This is a genomic window from Rathayibacter sp. YIM 133350 (assembly GCF_037404875.1).
Taxonomy (GTDB): domain Bacteria; phylum Actinomycetota; class Actinomycetes; order Actinomycetales; family Microbacteriaceae; genus Orlajensenia.
Map to the genome: position 1 here is coordinate 103,908 of NZ_JBBELO010000007.1, position 18,951 is coordinate 122,858.

Genomic DNA, 18,951 nt, shown 5'->3' on the forward strand with positions numbered 1-18,951 from the left:
GAGTGGATGCTAACTGAAGACCGCCCGCCGCGGCAAGCGCCGGCGAGACGGCCTCAGTGACCGGATGCCGAGGCGAGTGCCCGGGCGAGTTCGGCGGTGCCGCGGTTCCACGGCGTGCCATGGCCGGGAAGCACCCAGGTCGCGGGGATCTCGGCGAGCTTCTGGTGGGAGCGGGCGGCCGACTCGGGGTCGTCGGTGAACGGCGCGGGCTGCGGTCCGCTCGCCCCCGTCAGCACGTGGCGGGTCGTGAGGGCGTCGCCGACGAAGATCGCGTCCACCTGCGGCACGTGCACGGCGATGCTTCCGGCGGAGTGCCCGGGAAGCCCGACGATGCGCGGCGATCCCGGAAGCGAGAGAACGTCGCCATCCTGCACCGGAACAACGGCCCTCAGGTAGTGGGTGCGCGCCCCGCCCTTGCGCAGCGCGTACCAGAGAAAGCCCGCCGTGGCGCCGATGCGCATCGAGCCGCCCTTGCCGGTGCCCTTCTGCTTTCCCTGCGCCCGGGCGGCATCTGCCGCATGCACGTAGACCGGGACGTTCTTCTCGCGGCGCAGGCGTTCGGCGAAGCCGATGTGATCGCTGTCGCCGTGCGTGAGGATGAGCCCGCGCACGTCGTCGAGGGAGCGGCCCATCAGTGCCAGTTCGGCGAGCAGGTCGCGCCAGTGGCCGGGGAGTCCGGCGTCGATCACCGTGACTCCCGATGCGTCGTCGACGAGGTAGGCGGCCACGATGTCGTTGCCGATGCGGTGCAGGTGCGGTGCGAGTTCCATGGCGAATCCTTTGTCGAAGTGGTTGATGGCTACGATAATTAGCTATGATGGCTAATGTCAATAGCTATCGAATGGAGCGACATGCCCACGCCGGAACGCACCACTCTCGACCGGATCGTCTCCGCCGCCCGTGAGGTCCTCGAGTCCGAGGGCCTGGACGCCGTGACGATGAGTGCCGTCGCCGATCGTGTCGGCGTGCGAGCCCCTTCGCTCTACAAGCGCGTCCAGAGCAGGGATCACCTCATCGGCCTCGTCATCGAGTCGACGCTGCGTCAGCTCGCGGCGGCGCTCGATGCGGCACTCGAGGATGCCGACCTCGTCACGGCCAGCGGTGGAGCACGGCAGGACGCGCGCGCCGGACGGGCGGCGATCATCGCGCTCGCCGGTGAATTCCGCGCCTTCGCCCTCGCGGCGCCGGCCGCATTCCGCCTGGTCTTCGCCGACCTGCCCGCCGCAGCACGCCCGTCCGATGCCTCGATCACCGCAACGAGTGCAGCCATCGTGCGTGCCGCGACTCTCGTGGTGGGGGAGCAGTACGCGCTCGAGGCCGCGCGCACGGTGACGGCGTGGACCTACGGCTTCGTCAGCATGGAGCTCGCGGGCGCATTCCGGCTCGGCGGCGACGTGCAGCGCGCCTACGACTACGGGGTCGAACGGCTCGCGGCGGCGATCGCCGACGGAGGCGTCGCACCTCTCGGGTGACGCGGCCCTTGCCGACTCGGTTAGCGATCGCTAACATTGCTTGAGTTAGGAAGTACTAACTCGAAGATCGATGGAGATCGCCGGATGCCACGCCTGAGTTCCGCAATCGCGACGAGCGAGACCGACTTCGCGGCGAACGCGGAGCGCAACCGCGCCCTGGTGGGCGACCTGCGTGATCGACTGGCTCGCGCGGCTCGGGGCGGGCCGGAGGCCAGCCGCATCCGTCACACGGATCGTGGAAAGCTGCTGCCGCGCGATCGGGTCGACCACCTGCTCGACGAGGGCAGCCCGTTCCTGGAGATCGCGCCCCTCGCCGGCGACGGCCTCTACGACGACGAGACACCGGCAGCGGGCGTCATCGCCGGTATCGGCCTCGTGCACGGGCGGCATGTGCTCGTCATCGCCAACGACGCCACGGTCAAGGGCGGCACCTACTACCCGATCACCGTGAAGAAGCACCTGCGTGCCCAGGAGATCGCCCTCGAGAACCGCCTGCCGTGCATCTACCTCGTCGACTCGGGGGGAGCCTTCCTTCCCAAGCAGCACGAGGTCTTCCCCGACCGTGACCACTTCGGCCGCATCTTCTTCAACCAGGCGCGCATGTCGGCGGCCGGCATCCCGCAGATCGCGGCGGTACTCGGGTCGTGCACGGCCGGCGGCGCGTACGTGCCCGCGATGAGCGATGAGACCGTGATCGTGCGCGGGCAGGGCACCATCTTCCTCGGCGGACCGCCGCTCGTGATGGCGGCCATCGGCGAGGTCGTCACGCCCGAGGAGCTCGGCGGCGGCGAACTGCACGCCCGCACTTCGGGCGTCGTCGATCACCTCGCCGAGAACGACGAGCACGCCCTTGCCATCGTGCGCGACATCGTGGCGACGCTGCCGGAACCCGCGGCCCCCGCCTGGCCGACGCGCCCCTCGGTGCCGCCGCAGGCGGAGGCGGACGAGGTCTACGGCATCGTGCCCGGCGATGTGCAGCAGCCCTACGACGTGCGCGAGATTCTCGCCCGGCTCGTCGACGACAGCCGCGTGCAGGAGTTCAAGAGCGAGTACGGCACGAGCCTCGTCACCGCTTTCGCGCAGATCCACGGGCATCCCGTGGGCATCGTCGCCAACAACGGAGTGCTGTTCAGCGAGTCGGCGCAGAAGGGTGCCCACTTCATCGAGTTGTGCGACCAGCGCGGCATTCCGCTCGTGTTCCTGCAGAACATCTCGGGCTTCATGGTCGGCACGGATGCAGAGGCCGGCGGAATTGCGAAGCACGGAGCCAAGATGGTCACCGCCGTCGCGACGACGCGCGTGCCCAAGCTCACGGTCGTCATCGGCGGCAGCTTCGGCGCAGGCAACTACTCGATGTGCGGCCGCGCCTACTCGCCACGTTTCCTGTGGATGTGGCCGAACGCCCGCATCAGCGTGATGGGCGGCGCGCAGGCGGCGTCGGTTCTCTCGACCGTGAAGCGCGACGCTCTCGCTGCCCGCGGTGAGTCGTTCTCACCGTCGGATGAGGCGGCATTCAGTGCGCCGATCCGCGCGCAGTACGACGAACAGGGCTCGCCCTACTTCTCCAGCGCACGCCTCTGGGATGACGGGGTGATCGACCCGGCCGACACCCGCACCGTTCTCGGGCTGGCCCTCGACGTGTGCTCCCGCACCCCGCTGCCCGAGCCGGCCTTCGGCCTCTTCCGGATGTGAGGGCCGTGTTCACGAGCGTGCTGGTGGCCAATCGCGGCGAGATCGCGGTACGGGTGATGCGCACCCTGCGCGAGCTCGGCATCCGTTCGGTGGCCGTCTACAGCGACGCCGATGCGGATGCGGTGCACGTGCATGCTGCGGACGCAGCGGTGCGGATCGGGCCGGCGCCCGCGGCGCAGAGCTACCTCGACATCGACGCGGTGATCGCGGCGGCGCTCACCTCCGGGGCCGAGGCCATCCATCCGGGGTACGGCTTCCTCAGCGAGAATCCGGAGTTCGCCCGGGCGTGCGCGGCCGCAGGCATCACCTTCATCGGCCCCGGCGTGAGGGCGCTCGAGGTCATGGCCGACAAGATCCGCGCGAAGCAGCAGGTCGCCGCCTCCGGCGTTCCGGTCGTTCCGGGAATCAGCGATGCGGCCCTCGATGACGCCGCTCTCGCCGCGGCGGCGCTCTCCGTCGGCTTTCCGCTGCTGCTCAAGCCTTCTGCGGGCGGCGGCGGCAAGGGCATGCAGCTCGTGCGGGAGGCCGCAGAACTGCCGGAGGCGATCGCGGCGGCGCGGCGCGTCGCGCGCAACGCCTTCGGCGATGACACCCTGCTCGTCGAGCGGTTCATCTCGGAGCCGCGGCACATCGAGGTGCAGGTGCTTGCCGACGACTCCGGCGCCGTCGTGCACCTGGGCGAGCGGGAGTGCTCGCTGCAGCGACGCCACCAGAAGGTGATCGAGGAGGCGCCGTCGGCCCTCATCGACGCCGCGACCCGTGAGCGCCTCGGAGCCGCGGCCGTCGCCGCCGCGCGCAGCGTGGACTACCGGGGAGCGGGAACCGTCGAGTTCCTGGTCTCGGCCAGCGCGCCCGACACCTTCTACTTCATCGAGATGAACACCCGGCTGCAGGTCGAGCACCCGGTGAGCGAGCTCGTGACCGGAATCGACATCGTCGCCGCCCAGCTGCGCATCGCGGCGGGGGAGCCCCTCGGGTTCGGCCAGGACGACGTGCGACTGAGCGGTCACGCCGTCGAGGCGCGCGTCTACGCCGAGAGCCCGGAGCGGGGATTCCTGCCCGAGACGGGAACGGTCATCCGCTACGAGGAGCCTCGAGGCGCCGGGGTGCGCATCGACAGCGGCATCCGTCAGGGATCGGTCATCACGGCGGACTACGACCCCATGATCGCCAAGGTCATCGCCCGCGGAGAGGACCGTTCGCAGGCGATCCAGCGCCTCGACGACGCGCTCGCCGCGACGATCGTGCTCGGCGTCGAGACGAATCTCCGCTTCCTGCGGGGACTGCTCGCCGACGAGCGGGTGCGCAGCGGTGCGCTCGACACCGAGCTGATCGACCGGATGCCTCCGCCCGCCGGGCTCACCCCCTCCCGGTCGTTGTTGGCCGCCGTGGCCGCTCGGATCGCGGACGAGGACGCGCTCGAGCCGGGCGCTGCCTCGGAACTCTGGCGGCGACGGTCGGGATGGCGACTGGGTGTGAGGGCGCCGAGGGTGCTCTCCTTCGAGCTCGCCGACGGCAGCGTCGTCGACGTGACCGCGGACGCTGCAGCGGCCGACGCGATGCAGCTGGCTCGCTCCGGTGACTCCGTGTGGGTGCACTCGGGAGCAGACGCCCACCTGCTGACGCTCCTGGGCCGCGAGGCTCGGCTGCAGCGCTCGCTCGCCGCGGTGAAGCGGGCCGAAGGCTCCGTCGACCCCGAGGTGCGTTCGCCGATGCCGGGCTCGGTCGTCGCGCTGCACGCGGGCGACGGCGAGCCCGTGGCGCTTGGCCAGGCGGTCGCGAGCATCGAGGCGATGAAGATGGAGCACCCCGTGACCGCACCCGTCGACGGCATCCTGCGACTGCACGTCGGCCTCGGCGACCAGGTGCAGCGCGGAACCCTGCTCGCCACCGTCGAGATCCCGATCCCGGCCCCTGCCGCCACCCCCGACCCGACGACAACGACCACCGCCCCGAGCGAGAAGGACGCCACTTCATGAACTACGACTTCAGTCCCGAGGAACAGCGGCTCTACGACGAGGTGTGCGACTTCGCCGACACTGTCGTCGCCCCGGCTGCCTACGAATACGACACCCAACGGCGGCTTCCGATGGAGATCATCGCCCAGATGGGCGAGATGGGCCTGTTCGGACTGCCGTTCCCGCAGAAGTACGGCGGCGCGGGCAAGGACTACTTCCAACTCTGCCTCGCGGTCGAGGCGCTCGGTCGGGTCGACCAGTCCATCGGCGTCACGCTCGAGGCCGGGGTGGGTCTGGGCATCATGCCCATCTACCGCAACGGCTCCCCGGAGCAGCGCGAGCAGTGGCTGCCCGGCCTCGTCTCGGGCCGGGCGCTCGCCGGCTTCGGACTGACCGAGGCAGGGGCGGGTTCGGATGCCGGGGCCACCGAGACCACGGCGGAACTGACCGGTGAGGAGTGGGTCATCAACGGCTCCAAGCAGTTCATCACCAATTCCGGAACGCCCATCACCCGTCTCGTGACCATCACGGCGGTGACGGGCGAGAAGACGGATGCCAACGGGCGGGTGAAGAAGGAGCTCTCGAGCATCATCGTGCCCAACGGCACGCCCGGCTTCACGGTGCAGCCCTCGTACGACAAGGTCGGCTGGCACACGAGCGACACGCATCCGCTCACCCTGGAGGACGTGCGGGTACCGCGGACCAACCTGCTCGGCGAGCGCGGCCGCGGCTACGCCAACTTCCTGCAGATCCTCGACGAGGGCCGGGTTGCCTTCGCGGCTCTCGCGACGGGCGCCGCCCAGGGCTGTCTCGACGAGGCACTGCGCTATGCCAAGAAGCGGGTCGTCTTCGGCTCTCCCATCGGATCGAACCAGCACGTCGCCTTCTCGATCGCGCGGATGCAGGCGCAGGTGCACCAGGCCCGACTCGCCTGGCACGATGCCGCCCGTAAACTCGTCGCGGGAAAATCCTTCAAAGTCGAGGCATCCATCGCCAAGATGGTGGCAGGAGAGGCAGCGATGGCGAATGCGAGAACGGCGACCCAGATCTTCGGCGGCTACGGGTTCCTGAACGAGAACCCGGTCGCCCGGCACTACCGGGACTCCAAGATCCTGGAGATCGGCGAGGGGACCACCGAGGTGCAGCTCATGATCATCACGCGCGAACTCGGCCTCGTGGCCTGAACCGGGGATCATGACGCACGACATCACGCAGCGCGGTCTCTGGTTCGAGGAGTTCGACCTCGATGCCCGTTATCTCCATCGCCCCGGCCGTACGGTGACGGAGGCCGACAACGTGCTGTTCACGACCCTCACGATGAACACGCAGCCGTTGCACCTCGACGCGGAGGCCGCCGCGCAGGAGCCGTTCCGCCAGCGGCTGGTGAACTCCATGTTCACGCTGTCCACGCTCGTCGGGGCGTCGGTGGCGCAGCTGACACTCGGCACCCTCGTGGCGAACCTCGGCTTCGCGGAGGTGGCATTCCCCGCACCGGTCTTCATCGGCGACACGCTGTACTGCGAGAGCCGGGTACGGGGAAAGCGGCTGTCGGCCTCACGCCCCGGCCAGGGTGTCGTGACGTTCGCGCACGTCGCCCGCAACCAGAAGGAGGAGGTCGTGGCCACTGCCGCGCGTACCGCGCTCGTGTGGTGCGAAGGGGCGAAGCGATGAGGTTCACCCTCGGCCCGGCACTGCTGTTCTGTCCCGGCGATCGTCCCGAGCGCTATCAGAAGGCCCTCGACCGGGCCGACGCCGTCATCATCGACCTCGAGGACGCCGTCGGTCACGATGATCGCGAGTTCGCGCGCGAGGCGCTCGTCGACACCGCGCTGGACCCGGAGCGCACCATCGTGCGGGTCAATCCGATCGGCTCGCACGACTTCTCCGCCGACCTCTCGGCCCTGCAGGCCACGGCCTACCGGTTCGTCATGGTTCCCAAGTGCGAGAGCGCCGAGCAGCTGCACGCCCTCACGGGCTACGAGATCATCGCGCTCTGCGAGACCGCGGCCGGCGTGCTGGCGGCGCCGCTGATCGCACGGGAGAGCGGCGTGGTCGCACTGATGTGGGGAGCCGAAGACCTGGTGGCCTCTCTCGGGGGTACCGGCAGCAGGCATGCGGACGGGCGCTACCGCGACGTCGCCCGCTACGCCCGCTCAGCGGTCCTGCTGGCGGCCGGCGCGGCCGGCATCGCGGCGATCGACACCGTGCATCCCGACATCGACGACGTCGACGGGCTCGCTGGGCAGGCCCGCGACGCCGTCGGCAGCGGCTTCCACGCGACCGCCTGCATCCACCCCTCGCAGGTCGCCACCATCCGTGACGCCTACCGCCCGAGCGACGACGCGATCGCCGAGGCGCGGGCGGTGATCGCGGCAGCGGCCGGGGCGCACGGCGTCTTCCGGCACGCCGACAGAATGGTCGATGCACCCCTCCTGCGGCACGCGGAAGCCGTGCTGAGGCGGGCCGAGGCCGGCTGACACGTTCACCGTGCGTTCACCAGCGAACGTTTGGGTAACGGTTCGCGCGAATCGCAGCCGCTGAGCCGAGGGATGTCGGCGCCCTGCCCTACGCTCAGATACCAGAGGGGAGGGATTGAGCATGTCTCAGGTGGTGTCGCAGGCCGGGGAAGAGGCTGTGCGTCCGATGAGCATCGCGGTGCCCGAACCCCTCGACATTCCCTCCCCCCTCTCCGGACCCGTCGGCGTTCAGAACGTCGTCGCGCCGGCCCGCCGGCACATCCCCGACACCGACCTCTGGGTCTTCCCCCTCGCCCTCGGCGCCCAGCGCTTCGTGCGCACCATCGACCAGCACACCGCCATCGAGTTGCTCGACCGTTACCGCGAGGGCGGCGGCAACCTCATCGACACCGTCGACGCCCTCATCGCCCGTCCGAGCGAGCGACTCATCGGCGCGTGGCTCGCCCAGCGCGGCTGCCGTGACGACGTCGTCATCGCCACGACAGTCGGTGGAGGCTCAGACTTCCCGGGGCTGACGCCGGTCAACGTCCGCGCCGCCGTCGATGCCTCGCTGCAGCGGCTCGGCGTCGAGCGCCTCGACCTGCTGTTCCTGCGCGAGGCTCCCGGCGTTCCCGTCGAACTCGAAGAGAGCCTCGGCGCCATCGATGCCCTCATCCGTGCCGGAAAGGTCGGGCACATCGCCGCGGCCGGATTCTCGGCGGAGCGGCTGCTCGAGGCGCGGGTGCTCGCCGCCAACGGACTGCCCGCCTTCCGTGCCATCCAGACCCGCTACAGCCTCGGCGAGCGCGATGCGTTCGAGTCCAGCGTGTCGGTGGTCGCGGCGGCGCAGGGCCTGGCCGTCTTCCCGTCGGGGCCGCTGGCTCACGGCGTGCTCGCCGGCCGTGACGGCGATGACCCTCGGCCATCGCGGGCGCTGCGCTATCTCGGCCGACGCGGCCAGCGCACGCAGGCGGTGCTCGACCGGGTCGCCAACGACCACGGCGTCACGTCCGCCACGATCGCGATCGCCTGGCTGCTGGCGAAGAGGGGCGTTGTGGCCCCGGTCACCGGCGCGCGTTCCATCGCCGAGCTGCACGCACTCATGGCAGCACCCCGGGTGCGCCTCACGCGCGCCGACATGCTCGACCTCGATCGCGTCACCCGGTAACGCGAACGGATGCTCTGCCGCGCGGCACCTCCGGCCGCGGGCGGTCGGTGACGCGGGTCTCGCATAGAGTGGAGCAGTGATGAACGGCGCGGTTGACCTTCCCCTCGGCCTGGCCGAACTGTCCGTGACCGCCGCCGGAGACGCTCTCGTCCGGCGCTCCGTGCTGCCGAGCGGCGTGCGCATCCTCACCGAGCACGTGCCCGGTTCCAGCAGCGCCACCATCGGCTACTGGGTGGCCGTCGGCTCCCGCGACGAACTGCCCGCCATCCCGGCGGCGCACGGCCTCGTCGAGCACCCGGCGACCTTCGGCTCGACCCACTTCCTCGAGCACCTGCTCTTCAAGGGAACGGGAACCCGTTCGGCGCTCGACATCGCCATCTCGTTCGACGCCGTCGGCGGCGAGCACAACGCCATGACGGCCAAGGAGTACACCTGCTACTACGCGAAGGTGCGTGATCGCGACCTTCCCATGGCGGCCGAGGTGCTCACCGACATGCTCACCTCGTCGCTGCTGGACGCCACCGAGTTCGAGAACGAGCGCGGCGTCATCCTCGAAGAGCTCTCGATGGCCGAGGACGACCCCGCCGACGTGGCGAACGAGCGGTTCTTCGAGGCCGTCTTCGGCGCGCACCCGCTCGGCCGGCCCATCGGCGGCAGCCCCGACACCATCGAGGCGGTCACCCGCTCGGCGGTCTGGGACCACTATCGGGCCAACTACCGCGCCCAGGATCTCGTCGTGACGGCCGCCGGGGCCGTGGACCACGATGCCCTCGTCGACGTCGTGACCCGCGCCCTCGTGGCCGCGGGCTGGGATCTCTCCGTCGAGGCGGCGCCGGTCTCCCGACGCTCATCGGAACAGGCCGAGATCGTGCGCGGAAACCCGATCGTCGTCGTGGACCGTCCGCTCGAGCAGGTCAACATGTTCCTCGGCATGCCGGCTCTCGTGGCCACCGATGACCGGCGCATGACGATGAGCGTGCTCAACTCGATCTTCGGCGGCGGCATGTCGTCGCGCCTGTTCCAGGAGGTGCGCGAGAAGCGCGGCCTCGCCTACTCGGTGTACTCCTTCTCGCCGGGTTACTCGGATGCGGGCGTGTTCGGCATGTATGCGGGCTGCTCGCCGGCCAAGGCGCCGCAGGTGGCCGAGCTCATGCTCGATGAGTTGCGCCGTCTTGCCGCCGACGGTGTCACGGCCGCCGAGATGGAACGCGCCGTCGGGCAGATCTCGGGCGCATCCGCCCTGGCACTCGAGGACTCCGACACCCGCATGACCCGACTCGGCCGCTCCGAGATCACGCAGGGCGAGTTCGTGGACCTCGATGAGGGGCTGCGGCGCGTGGCCCTCGTCACGGCCGAGGACGTGCGCGTGCTCGCCGCAGAGCTCGTCGAGCGTCCCCTCTCGCTCGCCGCTGTGGGAACGGTCGACGCCGATCGCTTCGCACACCTGATTCCGCACGTCGCGTAAGCGCTCCGCTCCGAAAGGGCCAATGGTGACCCACTCCCACTACGTCTACCTCGTTCGTCACGGCGAGCAGCAGCATGCCGAGCACGGCCTTCCCGACGGTCCGCTCTCGGCCCGGGGCAAGCGGCAGGCCCAACTGCTCGCCGAACGGCTCGGGGGAGTGCCGTTCGACGCCGCCTGGCATTCTCCGCTCCAGCGCGCCGAGGAGACGGCGGCGATCATCGCCGAACGGATGCCGGCCATCACGCCGGAACCGACTCCGCTGCTGATGGACTGCATCCCCTCCGGGCCCTCGGCCGAGACCCCGGACGCGTTCGACGCCTTCTTCGGATCGGTCACCGACGACCAGATCGAGGCCGGCCGGGCGCAGATGGAGGACGCCGTCGCCGAGTTCCTGAAGCCCGCCCGCGGCGAGCGTCACGACCTGCTCATCACGCACAACTTCGTCATCGGCTGGTTCGTGCGCGAGGCCCTCGGTGCTCCGGACTGGCGATGGATGAGCATCCCGGCCGCCAACTGCGGCCTGACGGTGCTTCAGCAGAAGCCGGGCCGGCCCTGGACGCTGCTGATGCACAACAGCCTCTCGCACCTGCCCGCCGAGCTGGTCACAGGCATGTCGGAGCCCTTGCCGGCGTGAGTGCACCGCGCCCTCAGAGGCGCAGGCGCTTGCCGAACCAGTTCGTCGCGTTCGGGTTCTCGTTGTAGGGCGGGATGTCGACGTAGCCGGAGCTGCGGTAGAGCCCGCCGGCCGCCTGCAGGCTCGCATTCGTGTCAAGCACGACCTCGTCCGCCCCCATCGAGACGGCGCGGCGCTCCAGTTCCTGCAACAGGCCCCGCCCGGCTCCGAGGCCGCGCGCGCTCGGCCGAAGGAAGAGGTGCTTGACCTCGAAGCGCACCCGGCCGTCATCGCCGTCGTCGATACGACGCAGACCGCCGCATCCGATCGGCTTCCGCGACGCGTCGAGCACGAGCAGGAACACGCCGGCCGGCGGCTCGAAGTGCTCAGGAGCGGGGAACGTGGTGCGATAGCCCCCCGCCGTCGGGAAGGTCAATTCCCGCTCGGCGAAGTACTCGGCGAGCAGGGCGTGCGCTGTGGCATCCGTCACGGGCGCTTCGCGGAAATCCACCATCACCCCAGCCTAGGTCGCCGTCCGGGTGGGTTCGACGGTGCGCGATAGGGTTAGCCGGTGACTCAACGCGTTGCCGTCGTCGGCGCCACTGGCAAGCTCGGCCGCCAGGTGAGCGCGCTCGTTCGGGCGACCGACGACTTCGAACTCGTCGCCGAGCTGGACTCGCGCAGCTCATTCAGCGAGATGCTCGCGGGCGACCTCGTGGTCGATGTCAGCCATCCCGCCGTGAGCCAGGAGGTGGTGGAGTTCGCGATCGAGAACGGCCGCCGTGTCCTGGTCGGAACCTCCGGCTGGACCCAGGAGCGCATCGACGGGCTGCGCTCAACGGTCGCCGCGCATGAGGGCACCGCCGTGATCATCGTGCCCAACTTCTCGCTCGGGTCGGTCATCGGAACGCTGCTCGCCACCGTCGCGGCCCGTTACTTCGATTCCATCGAGATCGTCGAGGCCCACCACGCCGGCAAGGTCGACTCGCCGTCGGGAACGGCCGTGCGCACCGCCGAGCTCATCGGCGCTGCACGCGGTGATCGCGGACCGGTCGAGGCTGCCCACACCGACCAGCGGGCGCGCGGCCAGCAGGTCGCCTCCATCCCGGTGCACAGCCTGCGGCTCGAGGGCGTTCAGGCCAGCCAGCAGGTGATCTTCGGCGGGCGCGGCGAGACCCTGAGCGTGCGTCACGACACGGTGTCGCCCGAGGCCTACGAACAGGGCATCCTGCTCGCGCTGCGCCGGCTCGCGGATGCCGAGGGCATCACGGTGGGACTGGACAACCTGATCGACCTCGGAATCGGGCGATAGCGACCATGAAGGCCCGTCTGGCCGTGCTGCTCATGGCGGTGCTGCTCGTGATCTACTTCGTGCTGATCGGCTGGCGCGCGGTGCAGTTCGTGCTGACCGGCGATCCGATCGCCATCATCATGGGAGTTGCTCTCATCGTGCTGCCGCTCGTGGGGGCGTGGGCGTTGTGGCGCGAACTCGCTTTCGGCCTGGCGACCCAGCGCATCGTGCAGCAACTCGACCGTGAGGATGCCCTGCCCGTCGAGGACCTGGAGACCCGGCCGAGCGGCCGACCCGACCGCGACGCCGCGACAGCGGACTTCGGCCGCTACCAGGCGCAGGTCGAAGCCGCACCCGAGGACTGGCGCAGCTGGTTCCGCCTCGGGCTGGCCTACGACGCGGCCGGGGATCGGCGGCGGGCGCGCGGCGCCATCCGTCACTCCCTCAGGCTCGAGCGTGACGAACGGCGTCGCCGTTCGGATCGGCCCGGCGCGGCGTCCGACCGCTGAGCATCCACTCGATGGCCGCCTCGGGCGTCTCGTGCCGAAAGCGGAAGCCAGTCTCGAGCAGGCGTTGCGGCACGACCTCCGCGTCGGCCAGCAGAAGGTCGCGGGCATCCTGCAGGGCGAGCGAGACGAGCTTCTTCGGGGCAGGCAGCAGATAGGGCCGGTGCAGTCGGTCGGTGAAGGCGCGCATGATGCGTTCCGCCGTCGTGGGCGTCGGCGCAACCAGGTTCACCGGGCCGTCGACATCCGTCGTCAGCAGGTGACGGATGGCGGCGACCTCATCGGGCAGCGTGATCCAGGGCCAGTGCTGTTGCCCGCCGCCGAGCGGACCGGCAAGGCCCAGCCGTGCCTGCAGCTCCACCATCGACATCACGCCGCCGCGGCCGATGACGAGTCCGGTGCGCAGGGTGACCACGTGCACCTCGGGCGGCGCGCGGTGCGCGGCCTTCTCCCATTCGCCGACGACGTCGGCGAGGAAGCCCGTGCCCTGCGCAGAGGTCTCGGTGAGCCGTTCGCCCGGCCGGTCGCCGTAGTAGCCGACGGCAGAGGCGCTCAGGAAGATCAGCGGTGGACTGGTCGCGGTGCGCATCGCATCCGTCAGCGTGTGCGTGGCCCGCAGCCGCGACGCGAGGATCTCGCGCTTGTAGCCGGGGGTCCAGGGCAGCCGCGCGAGCGAGGCGCCGGAGAGGTTGATGACGGCGTCGATGGAGTCCATGACGCCACCCGGGATGGCGCCCTCCTCCGGATGCCATTCGACCTCGTCGGACCCGCGCACCGGCCGTCGCACGAGGCGGACGACCTCGTGCCCGTCGGCCTCGAGGGCGCGTCGAAGCTCGCCGCCGATGAAGCCGGAAGCCCCGGAGATGAGGATGCGCATGTCGGGTCGCTACGCCCGGTCGGCCTCGAGGGTGATCGGAATTCCGGCGAGCGCCTTGGAGATCGGGCAGTTGGTCTTGGCGTCTTCGGCGATGCGGTGGAAGTCCTCGTCGCTGATGCCGGGAACGTCGGCGTTGACGAGCAGGTGCGAGCCAACGACCCCGCGTCCGGCCTCGAAGGTGACGGCGGCCGTGGTCTGGATCGAGGTGGGGCTGTGGCCGGCCTTGGTGAGCTCGTTCGAGAACGCCATCGAGAAGCAGCTGGCGTGCGCCGCGGCGAGCAGCTCCTCGGGATTGGTCGTGCCGACCGCGCCCTCCGCCCGCGCCTTCCAGGTCAGGGGGAAGGAGGCCGTCTGCGACGAGTCGAGGCTGACGCTTCCGCTTCCCGTGATCAGTTCACCGTTCCAGACGGTGGTGGCTTCGCTCGTGATCTCCATCGCATCCTCCTCGTGTCGTACAGCTCAGCCTAGGGAGATGGCAACGCGGTATCTACGCCCCCGTCGCGGTTCAGCTGATCTTGCGGCGGTAGATGCTGATGGCGAAGCCGTAGGCGACCACGAGGATGCCCACGAGCCAGGCCAGGGCGATCCAGATGTCGCTGCCGACGGGCTGCTGCGCGAACAGTGCCCGGACCGTGTTCACGATCGAGGTCACCGGCTGGTTCTCGGCGAACCAGGCCACCGGGCCCGGCATCGAGTCGGTGGGGACGAACGCGGAGCTGATGAACGGCAGGAAGATCAGCGGGTAGCTGAAGGCGCTCGCCCCGTCCACGGACTTCGCCGACAGGCCCGCGATGACGGCGAGCCAGGTGAGCGCGAGAGTGAACAGGATGAGGATGCCGGCGACGGCGAGCCACGCGCCAACGGATGCCCCGGTGCGGAACCCCATGAGAAGTGCCACCCCGACGACGATCGCCACGGAGACGAGGTTCGCCACGAGCGAGGTGAGCACGTGCGCCCACAGCACGCTCGAGCGTGCGATCGGCATCGACTGGAAGCGCTCGAAGATGCCGCCCTGCAGGTCGAGGAACAGCCGGTACGAGGTGTACGCGACGCCCGATGCGATCGTGATGAGCAGGATGCCCGGGAGCAGGTAGCTCACGTACGACTCGTCGGTGCCGGTGTTGATGGCGCCGCCGAGCACGTAGACGAACAGCAGCATGAGCGCGATCGGGGTGACCGCGGTCGTGATGATGGTGTCGGGACTGCGGAGGATGTGGCGCAGAGAGCGCCCCGTGAGCACGCCGGTGTCGGCGAGAGCGTAGCTGGTCATCGGAGTTCCCTTCCTGTGGGTGCGGTGTCGTTCGTGGTGCTCTCCTGCGAGCCGGTCTCGCCGGTCTCGCCGGCCTCGCCGGTCTCGCCGACGAGGGCGAGGAAGACGTCTTCGAGGGAGGGCTGCTTCTCGACGTACTCCACCTCGGCGGGCGGCAGCAGCTGCTTCAGCTCGCTCAGGGTGCCGTTCTGGATGATCGTGCCCTTGTGCAGGATCGCGATGCGATCGGCCAGCTGCTCGGCCTCATCGAGGTACTGGGTGGTCAGCAGTACGGTCGTGCCGACCTTCGCGAGCTGCTTGACCGTCTGCCAGACCTCGATGCGGGCCTGCGGGTCCAGTCCGGTCGTCGGCTCGTCGAGGAAGATGATCGGCGGGTTGCCGATCAGGCTCATCGCGATGTCGAGCCGACGCCGCATGCCGCCCGAGTAAGTGCCCGCACGGCGGCCACCGGCATCCGTCAGCGAGAAGCGGGCGAGCAGGTCGTCGGCGATCCCGCCCGGGTTCTTCAGGTGGCGCAGCTTGGCGACGAGGACGAGGTTCTCGCGGCCGGTGAGCACCTCGTCGACCGCGGCGAATTGGCCCGTCAGGCTGATGGACTCCCGCACGTCGCCGGCCTTGGTCGCGACGTCGAAGCCGTGCACCGTGGCAAGGCCCGCATCCGCCTTCAGCAGTGTGGAGAGGATGCGCACGAGCGTGGTCTTCCCCGCGCCGTTCGAGCCGAGCAGGGCGAAGATGCTGCCCGCGGTGACGTCGAAGTCGACGCCGCGCAGCACGTGGAGGTCCTTGAAGGACTTGGTGATTCCCGTCACCCGGATGGCGGGTTCGAGGGTGGGCTGGGCACTCATTTGTGCTCGTCTCCCTTCGCGTCCTCGATCGCCTGGTTCAGGCGAGCGCGCTCCTTGTCGATCCAGCGCTTGCCGACGTACGCCGCGGCGAAGTCCTCGGCGAACTCAACGGGGTCATCGCCGACGATGTCGGCGACGGGCGTTGCGTCGATGGCGGCCCGCTCCCAGAGATCGGCGGAGTCGCCGAGCATCTTCACCATGGTGTCGCCATCGGTGACTCCGCCGGTGTACATGAGGTAGCGGTCAACGGCCTTGGCGGCCGCGCGGTACGGCTCGGGCAGGGCCTCGAGGCGCGCCTTGTACTGCCGGTACTGCTTCTTCTGCTCGAGCGATCCTGTGAGGACCTCGATCCACTTGGCAGCCATGGTTACTCTCCTTCTTTCTGCGGGTGTTCGATGCGGTGGTGGAGCTGTTCGATGCGCTCAGCGAGAAAGCTCCAGGTCTTCCAGAACTCCTCGAGGTACTCGGCGCCCTGTGCGTTCAGCGAGTACACCTTGCGCGGCGGCCCTTTCTCCGACGGGATCTTCTCGACGTCGACGAGGCCGCGCTGCTCGATCCTGACCAGCAGGGCGTAGATGGTGCCCTCGGCGATGTCGGAGAAGCCCTGGTCGCGCAGCCGGGCCGTGATGTCGTAGCCGTATGCCGGCTGCACGGCCAGGATGGCGAGCACGATGCCCTCTAACGTGCCCTTGAGCATCTCCGTCGTCTGCTTGCCCATGAGGCCCTCCTTCCTACTACTCGGTGTCACTTGGTACCGGTACATAGTAAGCATGAGTACCGGTAGATAGCAACACTGAATACCAAGATTTCTCGTGTCGCCTGCCTTCGTGTCGAACAGCGGCGTCGCACCTCGGATGCGAGGCTGGGCCGCGGTAGCATCGACGCGATGAGCCAGCCGATTCCGACCCCGTACGAAGACCTGCTGCGCGATGTTCTCGAGCACGGCACGCAGAAGAGCGACCGCACCGGAACGGGAACGCGCAGCGTCTTCGGCCGGCAGCTGCGCTTCGACCTGAGCGAGTCCTTCCCGCTCATCACCACGAAGCGCGTGCACTTCAAGTCGATCGCGTATGAACTGCTGTGGTTCCTGCGCGGCGAGTCCAACGTGGCCTGGCTGCGCGAGAACGGCGTGAGCATCTGGGACGAGTGGGCCGACGCATCCGGAGAGCTCGGACCGGTCTACGGCGTGCAGTGGCGCTCGTGGCCCACCCCCTCCGGTGGGCACATCGACCAGATCTCCCAGGTGCTCAACGACATCCGCGCCACGCCCGACTCGCGTCGGCTCATCGTCTCGGCGTGGAATCCCGCCGACATCCCCGACATGGCGCTGGCCCCTTGCCACGCCCTGTTCCAGTTCTACGTGGCCGACGGCAAGCTCTCGTGCCAGCTCTACCAGCGCAGCGGCGACCTCTTTCTCGGAGTGCCGTTCAACATCGCCTCCTACGCCCTGCTCACGCTCATGGTCGCGGCGCAGACGGGGCTCGAGCCCGGCGAGTTCGTCTGGACGGGTGGCGACTGCCACATCTACGACAACCACGTCGAGCAGGTGAGGGAGCAGCTCACGCGCGAGCCCTTCCCGTATCCCCGCGTGCGCCTGGCACCGCGCGACTCGCTGTTCGACTACACCTACGACGACATCGAGCTGCTGGACTACCAGCACCATCCCGCCATCCGAGCGGCCGTCGCGGTATGACGGATGCCGCCCCGCGAGTCCGCGTCGGCCTCATCTGGGCGCAGGCACGCGACGGCGTGATCGGCAGCGGGGGACTGATGCCCTGGCACCTGCCCGAGGACCTCGCGCACTTCAAGCAGGTCACGATGGATGGTCCCGTCATCATGGGCCGCCGCACGTGGGACTCGATCCCCGAGCGGTTCCGACCGCTGCCCGGCCGGCGCAACATCGTCGTCACCCGCTCGCCCGCCTGGAGCGCCGAGGGCGCCGAGGCCGCGCCCTCGGTGCAGGACGCGCTCTCCCTCGCCGGTTGCGCCATTTCCGCGGCCCTTGCGCCAGAAGATCTGGCGCAACGCCCGCCGAAGTGGCGCAACGCCGGCGCGGCAGCGCCGGCGTTGGTGCCGCCCACCGTCTGGGTCATCGGGGGAGGGCAGGTCTACGCATCCGTCATCGATGCGGCCGACGTGCTCGAGGTGACCGAGATCGACCTCGAGGTCGAGGGCGACACGCTGGCCCCGGCCATCGACGCGGATACTTGGCACCCGGCATCCATCGACCCCGCCGAGGGATGGCACACCTCCCGCACCGGCCTGCGCTACCGCTTCCTCACCTATACCCGGGCCTGAACCACCCGACGCCCGACCCGTCACACGCCGTGACCGCACCCGGCGAACCGATACACTCGGGACGTGTCCATCGAGAATCCCTTCGGACAGGTGCTTGTCGCGCTCGTCACGCCCTTCACCGCCGATGGCGAAGTCGATTGGCCCGGGGTCGAGAAGCACATCGACTCCGTCATCACGGCGGGTGCCGACGGAATCGTCGTCACCGGAACGACCGGCGAGACCAGCACGCTGACGGATGCCGAGAAGCTGCGGCTCGTCGAGGTGGGCAAGTCCGTGGCCGACGGCCGTGCGAAGATCATCACCGGCGGCGGCTCCAACGAGACCGCGCACGCCATCCAGCTCGCCCAGCAGAGCGAGAAGGCCGGCGCCGACGGCAACATGATCGTCACGCCGTACTACAACAAGCCGACCCAGGCCGGCATCCTGACCCACTTCCGCATGATCGCGGATGCGACCGACCTGCCCGTGCTGCTCTACGACATCCCCGGCCGCACCGGCGTGCCCATCCGCTACGAGACGCTCGTGCGCCTGGCCAAGCACCCCAACATCCTCGCCGTCAAAGACGCCAAGGGCGACTTCAGCGAGGTCAGCCGCGTGCTGAACCAGACCGACCTCATGTACTTCTCGGGCGATGACGCGAACGTGCTGCCGCACCTGGCCATCGGCGCGACCGGGCTCGTCGGCGTGACGGCGAACATCGCCCCGACGCCCTACCGCACCATCGTCGACGCCGTGAACCGCGGCGACCTCGCCACGGCGACGGATGCCCACAAGAGACTCGAACCGCTGGTGCGCGCCGTGATGACGCACGTTCCCGGAACGGTATCGGCCAAGTACATCCTGCACGGCCTCGGCCGCATCGCGAGCCCGCGTGTGCGCCTGCCCCTCGTGGGTCCCGAGGAATGGGAAGCCGCGCAGATCGAAGACGAGATCGCGCTCGTGCGCGACATCGCCGGAGTCGACTTCTCGAACTTCCGGCCCGACAGGAATGCCGCCGCCGGCGGCGCCCTCCCGCGTATCGCGGGAACAACACGCTGAGC

The 18,951-nt window shown here is 69.4% G+C and carries 22 protein-coding genes; 14 read left to right on the forward strand and 8 right to left on the reverse strand.

Annotated elements, in window-relative coordinates; all coding sequences use genetic code 11:
- Positions 1–53 precede the first annotated feature (53 nt).
- Positions 54–770 (reverse strand): MBL fold metallo-hydrolase, encoded by a 717-nt coding sequence (locus WDJ51_RS01460; protein ID WP_337850643.1) that lies wholly within the window; start codon positions 768–770, stop codon positions 54–56.
- Positions 771–824: 54 nt separating this feature from the next.
- On the opposite strand from WDJ51_RS01460, the gene WDJ51_RS01465 reads away from it, so the two are divergent.
- The 9 genes from WDJ51_RS01465 (at position 825) to WDJ51_RS01505 (ending at position 10,845) form a co-directional block, all read left to right on the forward strand.
- Entirely contained in the window at positions 825–1,472 is a 648-nt protein-coding gene (locus tag WDJ51_RS01465; protein WP_337850644.1) for a TetR/AcrR family transcriptional regulator, read from the forward strand.
- A gap of 84 nt (positions 1,473–1,556) precedes the next feature.
- Positions 1,557–3,164, forward strand: coding sequence for a carboxyl transferase domain-containing protein (locus WDJ51_RS01470; protein ID WP_337850645.1), 1,608 nt, complete (start codon positions 1,557–1,559; stop codon positions 3,162–3,164).
- A 5-nt stretch (positions 3,165–3,169) separates the two neighbouring features.
- Positions 3,170–5,143: an acetyl/propionyl/methylcrotonyl-CoA carboxylase subunit alpha gene (locus tag WDJ51_RS01475; protein WP_337850646.1), complete on the forward strand. Its 1,974-nt coding sequence runs from the start codon at positions 3,170–3,172 to the stop codon at positions 5,141–5,143.
- Positions 5,140–6,306, forward strand: a complete 1,167-nt coding sequence (locus WDJ51_RS01480) for an acyl-CoA dehydrogenase family protein (protein WP_337850647.1) — start codon at positions 5,140–5,142, stop codon at positions 6,304–6,306. The genes WDJ51_RS01475 and WDJ51_RS01480 overlap by 4 nt, the downstream gene beginning before the upstream one ends.
- 10 nt (positions 6,307–6,316) lie before the next feature.
- Entirely contained in the window at positions 6,317–6,793 is a 477-nt protein-coding gene (locus WDJ51_RS01485; protein WP_337850648.1) for a MaoC family dehydratase, read from the forward strand.
- Positions 6,790–7,599 (forward strand): HpcH/HpaI aldolase/citrate lyase family protein, encoded by an 810-nt coding sequence (locus tag WDJ51_RS01490; RefSeq protein ID WP_337850649.1) that lies wholly within the window; start codon positions 6,790–6,792, stop codon positions 7,597–7,599. The genes WDJ51_RS01485 and WDJ51_RS01490 overlap by 4 nt, the downstream gene beginning before the upstream one ends.
- A gap of 166 nt (positions 7,600–7,765) precedes the next feature.
- Positions 7,766–8,746: an aldo/keto reductase gene (locus WDJ51_RS01495; protein ID WP_337850650.1), complete on the forward strand. Its 981-nt coding sequence runs from the start codon at positions 7,766–7,768 to the stop codon at positions 8,744–8,746.
- A gap of 79 nt (positions 8,747–8,825) precedes the next feature.
- Positions 8,826–10,211: a M16 family metallopeptidase gene (locus tag WDJ51_RS01500; protein WP_337850651.1), complete on the forward strand. Its 1,386-nt coding sequence runs from the start codon at positions 8,826–8,828 to the stop codon at positions 10,209–10,211.
- 22 nt (positions 10,212–10,233) lie between these two features.
- On the forward strand, positions 10,234–10,845 hold the full coding sequence (locus tag WDJ51_RS01505; protein ID WP_337850652.1) for a histidine phosphatase family protein: 612 nt from the start codon (positions 10,234–10,236) through the stop codon (positions 10,843–10,845).
- 13 nt (positions 10,846–10,858) lie between these two features.
- Here WDJ51_RS01505 and WDJ51_RS01510 read toward each other — a convergent pair whose 3' ends face one another.
- Positions 10,859–11,338: a GNAT family N-acetyltransferase gene (locus WDJ51_RS01510; RefSeq protein ID WP_337850653.1), complete on the reverse strand. Its 480-nt coding sequence runs from the start codon at positions 11,336–11,338 to the stop codon at positions 10,859–10,861.
- 57 nt (positions 11,339–11,395) lie between these two features.
- On the opposite strand from WDJ51_RS01510, the gene dapB reads away from it, so the two are divergent.
- A complete protein-coding gene (gene dapB, locus WDJ51_RS01515) occupies positions 11,396–12,136 on the forward strand; it encodes a 4-hydroxy-tetrahydrodipicolinate reductase (RefSeq protein WP_337850654.1) in 741 nt (246 codons plus the stop codon).
- A gap of 5 nt (positions 12,137–12,141) precedes the next feature.
- On the forward strand, positions 12,142–12,624 hold the full coding sequence (locus WDJ51_RS01520; protein WP_337850655.1) for a hypothetical protein: 483 nt from the start codon (positions 12,142–12,144) through the stop codon (positions 12,622–12,624).
- Here WDJ51_RS01520 and WDJ51_RS01525 read toward each other — a convergent pair.
- The 6 genes from WDJ51_RS01525 to WDJ51_RS01550 form a co-directional block, all read right to left on the reverse strand.
- Positions 12,560–13,498, reverse strand: a complete 939-nt coding sequence (locus tag WDJ51_RS01525) for a TIGR01777 family oxidoreductase (protein ID WP_337850656.1) — start codon at positions 13,496–13,498, stop codon at positions 12,560–12,562. The genes WDJ51_RS01520 and WDJ51_RS01525 overlap by 65 nt on opposite strands.
- Before the next feature lie 9 nt (positions 13,499–13,507).
- Entirely contained in the window at positions 13,508–13,933 is a 426-nt protein-coding gene (locus WDJ51_RS01530; protein WP_337850657.1) for an OsmC family peroxiredoxin, read from the reverse strand.
- Between the two features lie 70 nt (positions 13,934–14,003).
- Entirely contained in the window at positions 14,004–14,768 is a 765-nt protein-coding gene (locus WDJ51_RS01535) for an ABC transporter permease (RefSeq protein WP_337850658.1), read from the reverse strand.
- On the reverse strand, positions 14,765–15,613 hold the full coding sequence (locus WDJ51_RS01540; protein WP_337850659.1) for an ABC transporter ATP-binding protein: 849 nt from the start codon (positions 15,611–15,613) through the stop codon (positions 14,765–14,767). Before WDJ51_RS01540 ends, WDJ51_RS01535 begins: the two co-directional genes overlap by 4 nt.
- A complete protein-coding gene (locus WDJ51_RS01545; RefSeq protein ID WP_337850660.1) occupies positions 15,610–15,978 on the reverse strand; it encodes a DUF1048 domain-containing protein in 369 nt (122 codons plus the stop codon). Before WDJ51_RS01545 ends, WDJ51_RS01540 begins: the two co-directional genes overlap by 4 nt.
- 2 nt (positions 15,979–15,980) lie before the next feature.
- Positions 15,981–16,331, reverse strand: coding sequence for a PadR family transcriptional regulator (locus tag WDJ51_RS01550; protein ID WP_337850661.1), 351 nt, complete (start codon positions 16,329–16,331; stop codon positions 15,981–15,983).
- A 168-nt stretch (positions 16,332–16,499) separates the two neighbouring features.
- Here WDJ51_RS01550 and WDJ51_RS01555 point away from each other — a divergent pair, with 168 nt between their 5' ends.
- The 3 genes from WDJ51_RS01555 (at position 16,500) to dapA (ending at position 18,949) form a co-directional block, all read left to right on the forward strand.
- Positions 16,500–17,306, forward strand: a complete 807-nt coding sequence (locus tag WDJ51_RS01555) for a thymidylate synthase (RefSeq protein WP_337850662.1) — start codon at positions 16,500–16,502, stop codon at positions 17,304–17,306.
- On the forward strand, positions 17,303–17,911 hold the full coding sequence (locus WDJ51_RS01560) for a dihydrofolate reductase (RefSeq protein WP_337850663.1): 609 nt from the start codon (positions 17,303–17,305) through the stop codon (positions 17,909–17,911). The genes WDJ51_RS01555 and WDJ51_RS01560 overlap by 4 nt, the downstream gene beginning before the upstream one ends.
- Positions 17,912–17,974: 63 nt before the next feature.
- A complete protein-coding gene (gene dapA / locus WDJ51_RS01565; RefSeq protein WP_337850664.1) occupies positions 17,975–18,949 on the forward strand; it encodes a 4-hydroxy-tetrahydrodipicolinate synthase in 975 nt (324 codons plus the stop codon).
- The last annotated feature ends 2 nt before the right edge of the window (positions 18,950–18,951 follow it).